General features: G+C 57.1%; 11 protein-coding genes, 4 tRNA genes and 2 rRNA genes. All 17 read left to right on the top strand.

Annotation, left to right across the window (positions count from 1 at the left end; genetic code table 11):
- Window positions 1–165: 165 nt before the first annotated feature.
- Window positions 166–3058: ribosomal RNA gene (locus EL191_RS20785) — 23S ribosomal RNA — on the top strand.
- 138 nt (window positions 3059–3196) lie between these two features.
- Window positions 3197–3312 (top strand): 5S ribosomal RNA (gene rrf, locus EL191_RS20780).
- Window positions 3313–3620: 308 nt separating this feature from the next.
- Entirely contained in the window at window positions 3621–4586 is a 966-nt protein-coding gene (gene birA / locus EL191_RS20775) for a bifunctional biotin--[acetyl-CoA-carboxylase] ligase/biotin operon repressor BirA (protein WP_041981075.1), read from the top strand.
- Complete coding sequence (locus EL191_RS20770; protein ID WP_041981072.1) at window positions 4576–5325, top strand: pantothenate kinase; 750 nt, start codon at window positions 4576–4578, stop codon at window positions 5323–5325. Before birA ends, EL191_RS20770 begins: the two co-directional genes overlap by 11 nt.
- Before the next feature lie 8 nt (window positions 5326–5333).
- Window positions 5334–6017, top strand: a complete 684-nt coding sequence (locus tag EL191_RS20765) for an SPOR domain-containing protein (RefSeq protein WP_041981073.1) — start codon at window positions 5334–5336, stop codon at window positions 6015–6017.
- 141 nt (window positions 6018–6158) lie between these two features.
- Window positions 6159–6243, top strand: a tRNA-Tyr gene (locus EL191_RS20760).
- Window positions 6244–6267: 24 nt separating this feature from the next.
- Window positions 6268–6341, top strand: a tRNA-Gly gene (locus EL191_RS20755).
- Between the two features lie 26 nt (window positions 6342–6367).
- A tRNA-Thr gene (locus EL191_RS20750) sits at window positions 6368–6443 on the top strand.
- 84 nt (window positions 6444–6527) lie between these two features.
- Window positions 6528–7721, top strand: coding sequence for an elongation factor Tu (gene tuf, locus EL191_RS20745; RefSeq protein ID WP_036994748.1), 1194 nt, complete (start codon window positions 6528–6530; stop codon window positions 7719–7721).
- Window positions 7722–7774: 53 nt separating this feature from the next.
- A tRNA-Trp gene (locus EL191_RS20740) sits at window positions 7775–7850 on the top strand.
- Between the two features lie 42 nt (window positions 7851–7892).
- On the top strand, window positions 7893–8261 hold the full coding sequence (gene secE / locus EL191_RS20735) for a preprotein translocase subunit SecE (RefSeq protein ID WP_041981069.1): 369 nt from the start codon (window positions 7893–7895) through the stop codon (window positions 8259–8261).
- A gap of 9 nt (window positions 8262–8270) precedes the next feature.
- Complete coding sequence (gene nusG, locus EL191_RS20730; RefSeq protein WP_004373446.1) at window positions 8271–8804, top strand: transcription termination/antitermination protein NusG; 534 nt, start codon at window positions 8271–8273, stop codon at window positions 8802–8804.
- A gap of 119 nt (window positions 8805–8923) precedes the next feature.
- The gene (gene rplK / locus EL191_RS20725; RefSeq protein WP_004373444.1) at window positions 8924–9355 is read left to right on the top strand and encodes a 50S ribosomal protein L11; all 432 of its coding nucleotides are present in this window, start codon (window positions 8924–8926) and stop codon (window positions 9353–9355) included.
- A complete protein-coding gene (rplA, locus tag EL191_RS20720; protein ID WP_013717353.1) occupies window positions 9355–10050 on the top strand; it encodes a 50S ribosomal protein L1 in 696 nt (231 codons plus the stop codon). The genes rplK and rplA overlap by 1 nt, the downstream gene beginning before the upstream one ends.
- A gap of 211 nt (window positions 10051–10261) precedes the next feature.
- Window positions 10262–10762: a 50S ribosomal protein L10 gene (gene rplJ, locus EL191_RS20715; protein ID WP_003463333.1), complete on the top strand. Its 501-nt coding sequence runs from the start codon at window positions 10262–10264 to the stop codon at window positions 10760–10762.
- 80 nt (window positions 10763–10842) lie between these two features.
- Window positions 10843–11211: a 50S ribosomal protein L7/L12 gene (rplL, locus tag EL191_RS20710; protein ID WP_013717352.1), complete on the top strand. Its 369-nt coding sequence runs from the start codon at window positions 10843–10845 to the stop codon at window positions 11209–11211.
- 220 nt (window positions 11212–11431) lie between these two features.
- Entirely contained in the window at window positions 11432–15505 is a 4074-nt protein-coding gene (gene rpoB / locus EL191_RS20705; protein WP_013717351.1) for a DNA-directed RNA polymerase subunit beta, read from the top strand.
- The last annotated feature ends 33 nt before the right edge of the window (window positions 15506–15538 follow it).

Below are 15538 nucleotides of genomic sequence, written 5' to 3'. Positions count from 1 at the left end.
GTAGAAAATCGTTCTTTAAAAATTTGGATATGTGATAGAAGTGACTAACAATGTGTTTCACTGCACATTGTTAATCAAGGCAAAATTTGTAGTTCTCAAGACGCAAATTTTCGGCGAATGTCGTCTTCACGATTGAGACAGTAACCAGATTGCTTGGGGTTATATGGTCAAGTGAAGAAGCGCATACGGTGGATGCCTTGGCAGTCAGAGGCGATGAAAGACGTGGTAGCCTGCGAAAAGCTTTGGGGAGTCGGCAAACAGACTGTGATCCAGAGATCTCTGAATGGGGGAACCCAGCCAGCATAAGCTGGTTATCTTGTACTGAATCCATAGGTGCAAGAGGCGAACCAGGGGAACTGAAACATCTAAGTACCCTGAGGAAAAGAAATCAACCGAGATTCCCTAAGTAGTGGCGAGCGAACGGGGACTAGCCCTTAAGTTGATTTGAGTGTAGTGGAAGGCTCTGGAAAGTGCCGCCGTAGTGGGTGATAGCCCCGTACACGAAACGCTCTTATCAATGAAATCGAGTAGGACGGGGCACGAGAAACCTTGTCTGAACATGGGGGGACCATCCTCCAAGGCTAAATACTACTGACTGACCGATAGTGAACCAGTACCGTGAGGGAAAGGCGAAAAGAACCCCGGAGAGGGGAGTGAAATAGAACCTGAAACCGTATGCGTACAAGCAGTGGGAGCCTACTTTGTTGGGTGACTGCGTACCTTTTGTATAATGGGTCAGCGACTTATATTCAGTGGCGAGCTTAACCGAATAGGGGAGGCGTAGCGAAAGCGAGTCTTAATAGGGCGCTTTAGTCGCTGGGTATAGACCCGAAACCGGGCGATCTATCCATGGGCAGGTTGAAGGTTAGGTAACACTGACTGGAGGACCGAACCGACTACCGTTGAAAAGTTAGCGGATGACCTGTGGATCGGAGTGAAAGGCTAATCAAGCTCGGAGATAGCTGGTTCTCCTCGAAAGCTATTTAGGTAGCGCCTCGTGTATCACTGCTGGGGGTAGAGCACTGTTTCGGCTAGGGGGTCATCCCGACTTACCAAACCGATGCAAACTCCGAATACCAGCAAGTGTCAGCACGGGAGACACACGGCGGGTGCTAACGTCCGTCGTGAAAAGGGAAACAACCCAGACCGTCAGCTAAGGTCCCAAAGTTATGGTTAAGTGGGAAACGATGTGGGAAGGCTTAGACAGCTAGGAGGTTGGCTTAGAAGCAGCCATCCTTTAAAGAAAGCGTAATAGCTCACTAGTCGAGTCGGCCTGCGCGGAAGATGTAACGGGGCTCAAACCATACACCGAAGCTACGGGTTCATCCTTTGGATGAGCGGTAGAGGAGCGTTCTGTAAGCCTGTGAAGGTGAGTTGAGAAGCTTGCTGGAGGTATCAGAAGTGCGAATGCTGACATGAGTAACGACAATGCGAGTGAAAAACTCGCACGCCGAAAGACCAAGGTTTCCTGCGCAACGTTAATCGACGCAGGGTTAGTCGGCCCCTAAGGCGAGGCAGAAATGCGTAGTCGATGGGAAACGGGTTAATATTCCCGTACTTCTAGTTACTGCGATGGAGGGACGGAGAAGGCTAGGCCAGCACGGCGTTGGTTGTCCGTGTTTAAGGTGGTAGGCTGATTTCTTAGGTAAATCCGGGAGATCAAGGCCGAGAGCTGATGACGAGCGTTCTTTTAGAATGCGAAGTGGTTGATGCCATGCTTCCAGGAAAAGCTTCTAAGCTTCAGGTAACTAGGAACCGTACCCCAAACCGACACAGGTGGTTAGGTAGAGAATACCAAGGCGCTTGAGAGAACTCGGGTGAAGGAACTAGGCAAAATGGCACCGTAACTTCGGGAGAAGGTGCGCCGGTGAGGGTGAAGTATTTACTACGTAAGCCCATGCCGGTCGAAGATACCAGGCCGCTGCGACTGTTTATTAAAAACACAGCACTCTGCAAACACGAAAGTGGACGTATAGGGTGTGACGCCTGCCCGGTGCCGGAAGGTTAATTGATGGGGTTAGCGCAAGCGAAGCTCTTGATCGAAGCCCCGGTAAACGGCGGCCGTAACTATAACGGTCCTAAGGTAGCGAAATTCCTTGTCGGGTAAGTTCCGACCTGCACGAATGGCGTAACGATGGCGGCGCTGTCTCCACCCGAGACTCAGTGAAATTGAAATCGCTGTGAAGATGCAGTGTATCCGCGGCTAGACGGAAAGACCCCGTGAACCTTTACTATAGCTTTGCACTGGACTTTGAGCTTGCTTGTGTAGGATAGGTGGGAGGCTTTGAAGTGGGGACGCCAGTTCTCATGGAGCCATCCTTGAAATACCACCCTGGCAACCTTGAGGTTCTAACTCTGGTCCGTTATCCGGATCGAGGACAGTGTATGGTGGGTAGTTTGACTGGGGCGGTCTCCTCCCAAAGAGTAACGGAGGAGTACGAAGGTGCGCTCAGACCGGTCGGAAATCGGTCGTAGAGTATAAAGGCAAAAGCGCGCTTGACTGCGAGACAGACACGTCGAGCAGGTACGAAAGTAGGTCTTAGTGATCCGGTGGTTCTGTATGGAAGGGCCATCGCTCAACGGATAAAAGGTACTCCGGGGATAACAGGCTGATACCGCCCAAGAGTTCATATCGACGGCGGTGTTTGGCACCTCGATGTCGGCTCATCACATCCTGGGGCTGAAGCCGGTCCCAAGGGTATGGCTGTTCGCCATTTAAAGTGGTACGCGAGCTGGGTTTAGAACGTCGTGAGACAGTTCGGTCCCTATCTGCCGTGGACGTTTGAGATTTGAGAGGGGCTGACCTTAGTACGAGAGGACCGGGTTGGACGAACCTCTGGTGTTCCGGTTGTCACGCCAGTGGCATTGCCGGGTAGCTATGTTCGGAAAAGATAACCGCTGAAAGCATCTAAGCGGGAAACTTGCCTCAAGATGAGATCTCACTGGAGCCTTGAGCTCCCTAAAGGGCCGTCGAAGACTACGACGTTGATAGGTTGGGTGTGTAAGCGCTGTGAGGCGTTGAGCTAACCAATACTAATTGCCCGTGAGGCTTGACCATATAACACCCAAACAATCTGCCCTCAACGCAGAGGGTGTAGATGGTGAAGTCGACAGAAAGCCGAAAATTTGCGAGAGCTACAAGCCTCTATCACGTATCCAAGGGATAGCGCCTAACCGCGACATCCCAACCGAATTGCTTGACGACCATAGAGCGTTGGAACCACCTGATCCCATCCCGAACTCAGTAGTGAAACGACGCATCGCCGATGGTAGTGTGGTGCTTCACCATGTGAGAGTAGGTCATCGTCAAGCTCCTATACGAAACCCCAGATCGCTAACGCGGTCTGGGGTTTCTTCTTTGCGCAGCGGAAAATTAGCCAGAGGTCGTTCCTGCAAGCGCGTACGCACCGCTGATGAGCGGGCCTAAGCGGTGTGCAGGGCGCACCCTTCAGTAATTCGGTGCCGATAGCCGCACCTCCTTAAGCTGTGGGCACTACCCGCTTCTATTGCTTGGATTCCAGTGTCCTGTCTTCCTGCTGATTTGTCTTCCGCTTGCCGTTTTCTATGCAAGCTGAAGCCTCGTCGTTATCATGCCAGCCTTGTTCGTAGCGGGGCCTCGCATGCTGGAATTGTTGAAACTTCTACAGGATGGACGATTCCATTCCGGTGAAGCCCTTGGGGCTCAGCTTGGGATAAGTCGTAGTGCCATCTGGAAGCAGTTGCAGGGGTTGGAGGCTGAGCTCGGGGTCGAAGTATTCAAGGTCCCAGGGCGCGGCTATCGGCTGTCTTCGCCCATGATCCTGCTCAACGCTGAGCGGATATCGCAAGGTGCCTTGGGTTCGGGTTGGCCGGTCGCAGTCGAGCCGAGTGTGGATTCCACGAATGCAGAGATCTTCCGCCGTCTCGAAGCGGGAGAGCGAGCACCTTTTGTACTGCTAGCTGAGCGTCAGACTGCAGGGCGTGGTCGGCGCGGGCGTGTCTGGGCCAGCCCGTTTGCAGAGAATCTCTACTGCAGTGTCGTGTTGCGCGTCGATGGCGGCATGAGCCAGGTCGAGGCGTTGAGCCTGACGGTGGGACTCGCTGTCGCCAAGACCCTGCAGAGCCTGGGTCTGAACGGGGTGCAGTTGAAATGGCCGAATGACGTACTGGTCGATGGGCGAAAAATATCCGGGATTCTTCTGGAGTTGGCTGGTGACCCGGCCGATGTTTGCCATGTTGTGATAGGCATCGGTATCAACGTCAATATGGCGAACGACGCTTCTGGTGCTATCGACCAGCCATGGGCGTCCGTGCGGCAGTGCATGGGGCGTATGCTTGATCGAAATGATCTGGCCGCTGAGCTGCTCTTGCAGTTGCGTGACTGCCTCTCCATGCACTGGCAGCATGGATTTGCTGACTTGCGTGAGGAGTGGGAGGCACTGCATGCGTGGCGCGGCAGATCAGTGGTGCTGACTGCGGGCAATAATGCGACGCTGGGTGTCGTGCTTGGCGTCGATGAGCGAGGTGCTGTTCGATTGAGTGTGGATGGTGTCGATCGCGCATTCAGCGGCGGAGAGTTGAGCTTGAGGTTGCAGCATGATTCTTGAGCTCGATTGCGGTAACAGCTTTATCAAGTGGCGGGTGATTTCCAGAGATGGGAGTCAGCGTCTTTTTGCGGGTGTTGTGGATTCTGATTCAGCCCTCTTCGACTCCCTGGCTGCAGCTCCGGAGTTGCAGGTAAGTCACTGCCGTCTGGTCAGTGTGCGCAGTGATGCTGAGACCGAGCAGTTAGTGGCGCGCCTGTATGAGCTCCTTGGTGTTGAGGCTGTCTGTGCGCAGTCTGCCAGCCAGGTTGGGGCGGTGTGCAATGGGTACGAGGATTATCGGCGGCTGGGTCTGGATCGTTGGCTCGCTGTGCTGGGTGCTTATCATCTCGGGCAGCGCGCTTGCCTGGTGGTCGATCTCGGGACGGCGGTAACCGCAGACTTCATATCCGCGGATGGTCTGCATCAGGGCGGTTTCATTTGTCCTGGGCTTCCGTTGATGCGCGATCAGCTGAGTACGCACACCCGGCGCATTCGTTACGATCGCCAGGTGGCGTTGGCTGCCTTACAGGAGCTTGAGCCCGGGCGCTCCACGGCTGAGGCCGTAGAGCGCGGTTGTGTGTTGATGCTGCGCGGTTTCGTTGCGGAGCAGTTGCTGCAGGCGCAGGCCCGTTTCCCTGAGGGCTTCGAAGTCTTCCTGACCGGAGGTGATGCGGATCTGGTTCGGGATGTGGTGCCGGGCGCGCAGGTGGTTACGGATCTCGTATTTGTCGGGCTGGCGATCGCTTGTCCCTTGAGTTGAGGCGAAGCATGCGTTGGATTCTGCTATTGCTCCTGCTACTTAATGCCTTCTATTACGTCTGGCATCAGCAGCAAGCGCCGCTGCGCGCCAAGGAGATCGCTCCGGCGGATGCGTATCAGGCGGCTCGCAAGGATATTCGCCTGCTAAGTGAGGCGGGTGCGCCGAATTCGCGCGGAGAGCCTTCGCTGCCGGTCGAAGCATCTCCCGAAGCGGCTGTTTGTCTGTTCCTTGGCAGTTTCGAGGAGGAGGCAGGGGCTAAGGTGGTGGAGCAGCGGTTGCTCAGTCTGGACATACAGGCTGAAGTGCGCAGTGTCGATGCGGCTGCAGGTGTCGAGTATTGGGTGTATCTGCCGCCTCTGGCATCTCGTCAGGCCTCGCTGAGGCAGTTACGTGAGTTGCAGGCGCGGCGTATCGACAGCTACATCATTACCCAAGGCGAGCTGGCCAACGGCATATCGCTCGGCATATTTCCTCGCAATGATTCGGCCAGTAGTGTCATGCAGCGTTTGCGCGATGTGGGCTATGAGCCGCAGATTCGCGAGTTGTCGCGTGCGCACCGCAGCTTCTGGGTGCGTGTAGCGCCGAAAAGTCGGCGTCTGGCCGATGAATTTCTGCTTGGGCGACTTGCTGGAGACTTCGCCGGTTTGCAGCATCAATTAATGCCTTGTGAAGGCGTTGCATTGCTCCAGTAGTTTGCATAGAATGGCGCCCGCTTCGCAGGGTGGTCAAAGTTGGTTCCCGACGAAGATGTTGTCAGAGTAGCTAACCTCAAGATTTTAATGAGAAAAAGCTTGACAGCAGGGTGGCAGATCTAGAAAATGCCGCCTCACTTTGGAGGGGTTCCCGAGCGGCCAAAGGGATCAGACTGTAAATCTGACGTCATCGACTTCGAAGGTTCGAATCCTTCCCCCTCCACCAGATTCGGCGTGAGCTGCAGGCTCCGCGGGTATAGTTCAGTGGTAGAACCTCAGCCTTCCAAGCTGATGATGCGGGTTCGATTCCCGCTACCCGCTCCAGTTTGTGGTTGGCGCAATAGAGTTTGGCTCATGTAGCTCAGTTGGTAGAGCACACCCTTGGTAAGGGTGAGGTCAGCGGTTCAAATCCGCTCATGAGCTCCATCTAATAAAGGCAGATATGAAAGTATCTGCCTTTGTTTTAATGGCGGCATAGCTTGCTCAATTCTTCGCTAGGAGACGGTCAAGATGGCTAAAGAGAAATTCGAACGTAACAAACCGCACGTCAACGTCGGCACCATCGGTCACGTTGACCACGGTAAGACCACTCTGACCGCTGCTCTGACCCGCGTCTGCTCCGAAGTTTTCGGTTCGGCCAAGGTTGACTTCGACAAGATCGACAGCGCTCCGGAAGAGAAAGCTCGTGGTATCACCATCAACACTGCGCACGTAGAGTACGATTCCAATATTCGTCACTACGCGCACGTTGACTGCCCGGGCCACGCCGACTACGTGAAGAACATGATCACCGGTGCTGCCCAGATGGACGGCGCGATCCTGGTCTGCTCGGCTGCCGACGGCCCCATGCCGCAAACCCGTGAGCACATCCTGCTGTCCCGTCAGGTTGGCGTTCCGTACATCGTTGTCTTCCTGAACAAGGCTGATATGGTTGACGACGCCGAGCTGCTGGAGCTGGTCGAGATGGAAGTTCGCGACCTGCTGAGCACCTACGATTTCCCGGGTGACGACACTCCGATCATCATCGGCTCCGCGCTGATGGCGCTGAACGGCGAAGACACCAACGAGCTGGGCACTTCCGCTGTGAAGAAGCTGGTTGAGACTCTGGATAGCTACATTCCTGAGCCGGTTCGTGCCATCGATCGTCCGTTCCTGATGCCGATCGAAGACGTGTTCTCGATCTCCGGCCGCGGTACTGTTGTGACCGGTCGTGTAGAGCGCGGTATCGTCAAGATCCAGGAAGAAATCGAAATCGTTGGTCTGCGTCCGACCACCAAAACCACCTGCACCGGCGTTGAGATGTTCCGCAAGCTGCTGGACGAAGGTCGTGCTGGTGAGAACTGCGGCGTGCTGCTGCGCGGCACCAAGCGTGATGAAGTCGAGCGTGGTCAGGTTCTGGCCAAGCCGGGCACCATCAAGCCGCACACCAAGTTCGAAGCTGAAGTGTACGTTCTGTCCAAGGAAGAAGGTGGTCGTCACACCCCGTTCTTCAAGGGCTACCGTCCGCAGTTCTACTTCCGTACCACTGACGTGACCGGTTCGTGCGAACTGCCGGAAGGCGTTGAGATGGTAATGCCGGGCGACAACATCAAAATGGTTGTCACCCTGATCAAGCCGATCGCCATGGAAGACGGCCTGCGCTTCGCAATTCGCGAAGGTGGTCGTACCGTTGGTGCTGGTGTTGTAGCAAAGATCATCGAATAATCGATTGATCTGTCCCTCTCAGGCCGGCATAATGGTCGGCCTGATTTTGTTCTAGGTCAGTAGCTCAATTGGCAGAGCGGCGGTCTCCAAAACCGCAGGTTGGGGGTTCGATTCCCTCCTGACCTGCCATTTTCTAACGAATTTGGCGTGTCTTTCACAGGATCCTCTCGAATGAATGTTAAGGCTGAAGCCAAAGACTCTCGCTTTGATCTGGTCAAGTGGCTGGTTGTCGCTGCCCTGGTTGCTGTGGGTGTCGTAGGTAATCAGTACTTCTCTGCAGAGCCGGTTCTGTATCGCGTTCTGGGTCTGGTTGTGCTGGGTGCTGTTGCTGCTTTCGTGGCGTTTCAGACTTCCCGTGGTCAGGCTTTCGCGGTGCTGCTGAAAGAAGCGCGCGTCGAGATTCGTAAGGTTGTATGGCCGACCCGCCAGGAAACCACGCAGACCACCCTGATCGTGGTTGCCGTGGTTCTGGTGATGGCGCTGCTGTTGTGGGGTCTTGATTCCCTGCTCGGTTGGCTTATTTCCCTGATTGTTGGTTAAGGGTGTCTCGTGGCTAAGCGTTGGTACGTCGTGCATGCTTACTCGGGTTACGAGAAGCATGTCATGCGCTCGCTCATCGAGCGCGTGAAACTGGCTGGTATGGAAGATGACTTTGGCGAGATTCTCGTTCCCACTGAAGAAGTGGTCGAGATGCGCAATGGTCAGAAGCGCAAGAGTGAGCGCAAGTTCTTTCCTGGCTATGTTCTTGTGCAGATGGAGATGAACGAGGCGACTTGGCACTTGATCAAGGACACGCCGCGCGTCATGGGCTTCATTGGTGGTACTGCCGACAAGCCGGCACCGATCACCGAAAAAGAAGCTGAAGCCATTCTGCGTCGTGTTGCCGACAGTGGCGACAAGCCCAAGCCGAAGACGCTGTTCGAGCCGGGCGAGATGGTTCGTGTTGTCGATGGCCCGTTCGCCGATTTCGGTGGCGTGGTCGAAGAAGTGAATTACGAGAAAAGCCGCATCCAGGTTGCTGTGACCATCTTTGGTCGCTCCACCCCGGTCGAGCTGGAGTTCAGTCAGGTCGAAAAGGCATAACTGACATAAGCATCCCTCACCCCGCAGTCTTAGGCTGCGGGGTTTTGTCGTCATTGGGATAAATGCGTAAGTAACCTCGGGGAGCCGTCAGGCGTTCGAACCCGAATTTGGAGTAGCTAATGGCTAAGAAGATTCAAGCTTATATCAAGCTGCAGGTTAAAGCCGGTCAGGCAAACCCGTCGCCACCCGTCGGTCCCGCTCTGGGTCAGCACGGCGTGAACATCATGGAATTCTGCAAGGCGTTCAACGCCAAAACCCAGGGCATGGAGCCTGGTCTGCCGACTCCTGTGATCATCACCGTTTACAGCGACCGCAGCTTCACCTTTGAAACCAAGAGCACCCCGGCATCGGTCCTGCTGAAGAAGGCCGCCGGCCTGACCAGTGGTTCTGCTCGTCCGAACACCGTCAAAGTAGGCACCGTTACCCGTGCTCAGCTGGAAGAGATCGCCAAGACCAAACAGGCTGATCTGACTGCCGCTGACCTGGATGCGGCCGTGCGCACCATCGCCGGCTCCGCTCGTAGCATGGGCCTGAACGTGGAGGGTGTGTAATGGCTAAGTTGACCAAGCGCCAAAAGGCCATCGCCGAGAAAATCGAAGCAGGCAAGGCCTACAGCTTCGAAGAAGCGGCCACTCTGCTGGCTTCGCTGCCTGCTGCCAAATTCGTAGAGTCCTTCGACGTCGCGGTGAACCTGGGTGTGGACCCGCGTAAATCCGACCAGGTCGTACGTGGCGCCACCGTTCTGCCGAACGGCACTGGCAAAACCGTACGCGTTGCCGTGTTCACCCAAGGTCCGGGCGCTGAAGCTGCCCTGGCTGCCGGTGCCGACAAAGTCGGTATGGACGATCTGGCTGCCGAAATGAAGGCTGGTGATCTGAACTACGACGTGGTCATCGCTTCCCCGGACGCCATGCGTGTTGTTGGCCAGCTGGGCCAGGTACTGGGCCCGCGCGGTCTGATGCCGAACCCGAAAGTCGGCACCGTGACTCCGGACGTCGCTACCGCTGTCAAGAACGCCAAGGCCGGTCAGGTGCGTTTCCGTACCGACAAGAACGGCATCATCCACACCTCCGTTGGCAAGGTCGGCTTCGAAGCCGCTGCGCTGAAACAGAACGTGGAAGCCCTGCTGGCTGACCTGAAGCGTCTGAAGCCGTCGACCTCGAAAGGTATCTACGTCAAGCGTGTGACCCTGAGCACCACCATGGGTCCGGGTCTGATCATCGATCAGGCTTCGCTCGACGCGTAAGTGATTGGATCGGTGGCCGTGTGCCGCCGGCTTTGAAAGATTGGGGTCCCTGCCTGGCGGGGGCTATCCAAGACCGTAGGTGACGCACGTTTTAAATGTCAGGTTCGCCTGATGGCCTACGCAGATGGTGCTCCCGATTCGTTACCGAATCAGACACCAAAACGCCGCCGAGCTTCGGCCCGGCGAAACGGTAAAAACCAGGAGTAAACCCGTGGCAATTAAACTCGAAGACAAGAAGGCCATCGTCGCTGAAGTCAACGAGGCTGCCAAAGCCGGTCTGTCCGCTGTCGTGGCTGATGCCCGTGGCGTGACCGTCGGCGCAATGACCGGACTCCGTAAAGAGGCCCGCGAAGCTGGTGTGTACGTGAAAGTCGTGCGTAACACCCTGCTCAAGCGCGCCGTTGAAGGCACTCAGTTCGACGTGCTCAACGACGTGTTCAAAGGCCCGACCCTGATCGCTTTCTCCAACGAACACCCGGGCGCTGCTGCTCGTCTGTTCAAAGAGTTCGCCAAGGGTCAGGACAAGTTCGAGATCAAGGCAGCTGCGTTCGAGGGCAAGTACCTCGCAGCAAACCAGATCGACGTACTGGCAAGCCTGCCGACCCGCGATGAGGGCATCGCCCAGCTGATGAGCGTTATTCAAGGCGCCACCAGCAAACTCGCTCGCACCCTGGCAGCTATTCGCGACCAGAAAGAAGCTGCTGCTGCCTAAGGCGGCGTGAGCACTTTCGAAATCAAACGTTTAATTTGATGGTCGCGTAGGCCGTCACCCCAATACAGGAATTGATAGTCATGTCTCTGACTAACGAGCAAATCATCGAAGCTATCGGCCAGAAATCCGTTATGGAAATCGTTGAGCTGATCAAAGCGATGGAAGAAACCTTCGGCGTTACCGCTGCTGCTGCTGTTGCCGCTGGTCCGGCTGCTGCTGCCGCCGCTGTTGAAGAGCAAACCGAGTTCAACGTTGTCCTGGCTGAAGCTGGCGACAAGAAAGTGAACGTGATCAAGGCTGTTCGCGAGCTGACCGGTCTGGGCCTGAAAGAAGCCAAGGAGAAGGTCGACACCGCTCCTCAGGTCATCGCTGAAGGTCTGACCAAAGAAGCTGCTGAAGACGCCAAGAAGAAGCTGGAAGAAGCTGGCGCCAAGGTCGAACTCAAGTAAGTTCGCACCTTGCGTCTACAGCCCGAGCGACTCGCACAAGGCTGATGGCTGGTGGCTTTTGCCACCGGCCTTTTTCCGTTCTAGGTGGCTGTTCGACAGTCGGCCTGGAGCCGAAAAAGTCCCGCCCGAGAGGCGGTCGCAAACCGAGGGTTTGCACGATTTTCTGGTCATCGCCGCCGGCGCTGGCCAAACAAGCAGGTGACCAAGCTGGGGAACGCTGATGGCTTACTCATACACTGAGAAAAAACGTATCCGCAAGGACTTTAGCAAGTTGCCGGATGTCATGGATGTGCCTTACCTCCTGGCCATCCAGCTGGATTCGTACCGCGAATTCCTGCAGCAAGGGGTGAGCAAGGAACAGTTCCGTGACATCGGCCTGCATGCGGCCTTCAAATCCGTATTCCCGATCATCAGCTACTCCGGCAACGCCGCCCTGGAGTACGTCGGCTATCGCCTGGGCGAGCCGGCGTTCGACGTCAAGGAGTGCGTCCTGCGTGGCGTGACCTTCGCCGTGCCGCTGCGCGTGAAAGTCCGTCTGATCATTTTCGACAAAGAATCGTCGAACAAAGCGATCAAGGACATCAAAGAGCAGGAAGTGTACATGGGCGAAATTCCGCTCATGACCGAGAACGGTACCTTCGTCATCAACGGTACCGAGCGCGTGATCGTGTCCCAGCTGCACCGTTCGCCGGGTGTGTTCTTCGACCACGACCGTGGCAAGACCCACAGCTCGGGCAAGCTGCTGTACTCCGCGCGCATCATTCCTTACCGCGGTTCCTGGCTGGACTTCGAGTTCGACCCGAAGGACGCGGTCTTCGTGCGTATCGACCGTCGCCGCAAACTGCCGGCGTCCGTTCTGCTGCGCGCACTGGGCTACAGCACCGAAGAAGTGCTGGATGCCTTCTACGACACCAACGTCTATCACGTTAAGAACGAGAGCCTGAGCCTGGAGCTGGTGCCTCAGCGTCTGCGTGGTGAAGTCGCGGTCCTGGACATCAAGGACGCCAGCGGCAAGGTGATCGTCGAGCAGGGCCGTCGTATCACTGCCCGTCATATCAACCAGCTGGACAAGGCTGGTATCAAGGAGCTGGAAGTTCCGCTCGATTACGTGATTGGCCGTACCACTGCCAAGGCTATCGTGCACCCGGCTACCGGCGAGATCATCGCCGAATGCAACACCGAGCTGACCGCCGACCTGCTGGTCAAGATGGCCAAGGCGCAGGTTGTCCGCTTCGAGACCCTGTACACCAACGACATCGACTGCGGCCCGTTCATCTCCGATACCCTGAAGATCGACAGCACCACCAATCAGTTGGAAGCGCTGGTCGAGATCTATCGCATGATGCGTCCTGGCGAGCCGCCAACCAAGGATGCTGCCGAAACCCTGTTCAACAACCTGTTCTTCAGCGCCGAGCGTTACGACCTGTCCGCCGTGGGCCGCATGAAGTTCAACCGCCGTATCGGTCGTACCGAGATCGAAGGTTCGGGCGTGCTGAGCAAGGAAGACATCGTAGCCGTGCTGAAGACCCTGGTCGACATCCGTAACGGCAAAGGCATCGTCGACGACATCGACCACCTGGGTAACCGTCGCGTGCGTTGCGTCGGCGAGATGGCCGAGAACCAGTTCCGCGTTGGCCTGGTGCGTGTAGAACGCGCGGTCAAGGAACGCCTGTCGATGGCCGAAAGCGAAGGCCTGATGCCGCAGGACCTGATCAACGCCAAGCCGGTTGCGGCGGCGGTGAAGGAGTTCTTCGGTTCCAGCCAGCTCTCGCAGTTCATGGACCAGAACAACCCGCTCTCCGAGATCACCCACAAGCGCCGCGTCTCCGCACTCGGCCCGGGCGGTCTGACCCGTGAGCGCGCCGGCTTCGAAGTCCGCGACGTACACCCGACCCACTACGGCCGTGTGTGCCCGATCGAAACCCCGGAAGGTCCGAACATCGGTCTGATCAACTCGCTGGCTGCCTATGCCCGCACCAACCAGTATGGCTTCCTGGAAAGCCCGTACCGCGTGGTCAAGGAAGGTCAGGTCACCGACGAGATCGTGTTCCTGTCCGCCATCGAAGAAGCCGATCACGTGATCGCTCAGGCGTCCGCGACCCTGAACGACAAGGGTCAGCTGATCGACGAGCTGGTCGCCGTACGTCACCTGAACGAATTCACCGTCAAGGCGCCGGAAGACGTCACCCTGATGGACGTTTCGCCGAAGCAGGTAGTCTCGGTTGCCGCCTCGCTGATTCCGTTCCTCGAGCACGACGACGCCAACCGTGCACTCATGGGTTCGAACATGCAGCGTCAGGCTGTACCGACCCTGCGCGCTGACAAGCCGCTGGTAGGTACCGGCATGGAGCGCAACGTCGCCCGTGACTCTGGCGTCTGCGTCGTGGCTCGTCGTGGTGGTGTGATCGATTCCGTTGATGCCAGCCGCATCGTGGTTCGTGTCAATGATGACGAAGTCGAAACTGGCGAAGCCGGTGTCGACATCTACAACCTGACCAAGTACACCCGCTCCAACCAGAACACCTGCATCAACCAGCGCCCGCTGGTGAGCAAGGGTGATCAGGTATCGCGTGGCGACATCATGGCTGACGGCCCGTCCACTGACATGGGTGAACTGGCGCTGGGTCAGAACATGCGCGTGGCGTTCATGCCGTGGAACGGCTTCAACTTCGAAGACTCCATCTGCCTGTCCGAGCGCGTGGTTCAGGAAGACCGCTTCACCACCATCCACATCCAGGAGCTCACCTGTGTGGCGCGTGACACCAAGCTCGGCCCAGAGGAAATCTCCTCTGATATCCCGAACGTCGGTGAAGCTGCTCTGAACAAGCTGGACGAAGCCGGTATCGTCTACGTCGGTGCCGAAGTCGGCCCGGGCGACATTCTGGTCGGTAAGGTCACCCCGAAAGGCGAGACCCAGCTGACTCCGGAAGAGAAGCTGCTGCGCGCGATCTTCGGTGAGAAGGCGTCCGACGTGAAGGACACCTCCCTGCGCGTGCCGACCGGCACCAAGGGCACCGTCATCGACGTGCAGGTCTTCACCCGTGATGGTGTCGAGCGCGACAGCCGCGCCCTGGCCATCGAGAAGCAGCAACTGGACGAGATCCGCAAGGACCTGAACGAAGAGTTCCGCATCGTCGAAGGCGCGACCTTCGAGCGTCTGCGTTCGGCTTTGGTTGGCGCGATCGCCGAAGGTGGCGCTGGCCTGAAGAAAGGCACCGCGATCACCGACGAGTTCCTCGACGGTCTCGAGCGTGGCCAGTGGTTCAAACTGCGCATGGCCGACGACGCCCTGAACGAGCAGCTGGAGAAGGCCCAGGCCTATATCTCCGACCGCCGTCAGATGCTCGACGACAAGTTCGAAGACAAGAAGCGCAAGCTGCAGCAGGGCGATGACCTGGCTCCGGGCGTACTGAAGATCGTCAAGGTCTACCTGGCCATCCGCCGTCGCATCCAGCCGGGTGACAAGATGGCCGGTCGTCACGGTAACAAGGGTGTGGTCTCGGTGATTATGCCGGTCGAAGACATGCCGCACGACGCCAACGGTACGCCGGTGGACATCGTACTGAACCCGCTGGGCGTACCGTCGCGTATGAACGTCGGTCAGATCCTCGAAACCCACCTGGGCCTGGCGGCCAAGGGCCTGGGCGAGAAGATCAACCGCATGCTCGAAGAGCAGCGCAAGGTTGCCGAACTGCGCAAGTTCCTCGCCGAGATCTACAACGAAATCGGTGGCCGTCAGGAAAACCTCGACGAGTTCTCCGACAACGAGATCCTCGAGCTGGCGAAGAACCTCAAAGGTGGTGTACCGATGGCGACTGCCGTGTTCGACGGCGCCAAGGAAACCGAGATCAAGGCCATGCTGAAGCTGGCCGATCTGCCGGAAAGCGGCCAGATGCGTCTGTTCGACGGTCGTACCGGTAACCAGTTCGAGCGCCCGACCACCGTCGGCTACATGTACATGCTGAAACTGAACCACCTGGTGGACGACAAGATGCACGCCCGCTCCACTGGTTCCTACAGCCTGGTTACCCAGCAGCCGCTGGGTGGTAAGGCGCAGTTCGGTGGTCAGCGTTTCGGGGAGATGGAGGTCTGGGCGCTGGAAGCCTACGGCGCCGCCTACACCCTGCAGGAAATGCTGACCGTGAAGTCGGACGACGTGAACGGCCGTACCAAGATGTACAAGAACATCGTGGATGGCGATCACCGTATGGAGCCGGGCATGCCCGAGTCCTTCAACGTACTGATCAAAGAGATCCGTTCGCTCGGCATCGACATCGATCTGGAAACCGAATAACACGACGTGAATCGGCAGCGGGGCTAGTCCAGC

The organism is Pseudomonas mendocina, assembly GCF_900636545.1.
Classification (GTDB): Bacteria; Pseudomonadota; Gammaproteobacteria; order Pseudomonadales; family Pseudomonadaceae; genus Aquipseudomonas; species Aquipseudomonas mendocina.
The sequence above is the reverse complement of the archived record's forward strand: the minus strand, read 5'-3'. Positions and strand labels throughout refer to the sequence as shown.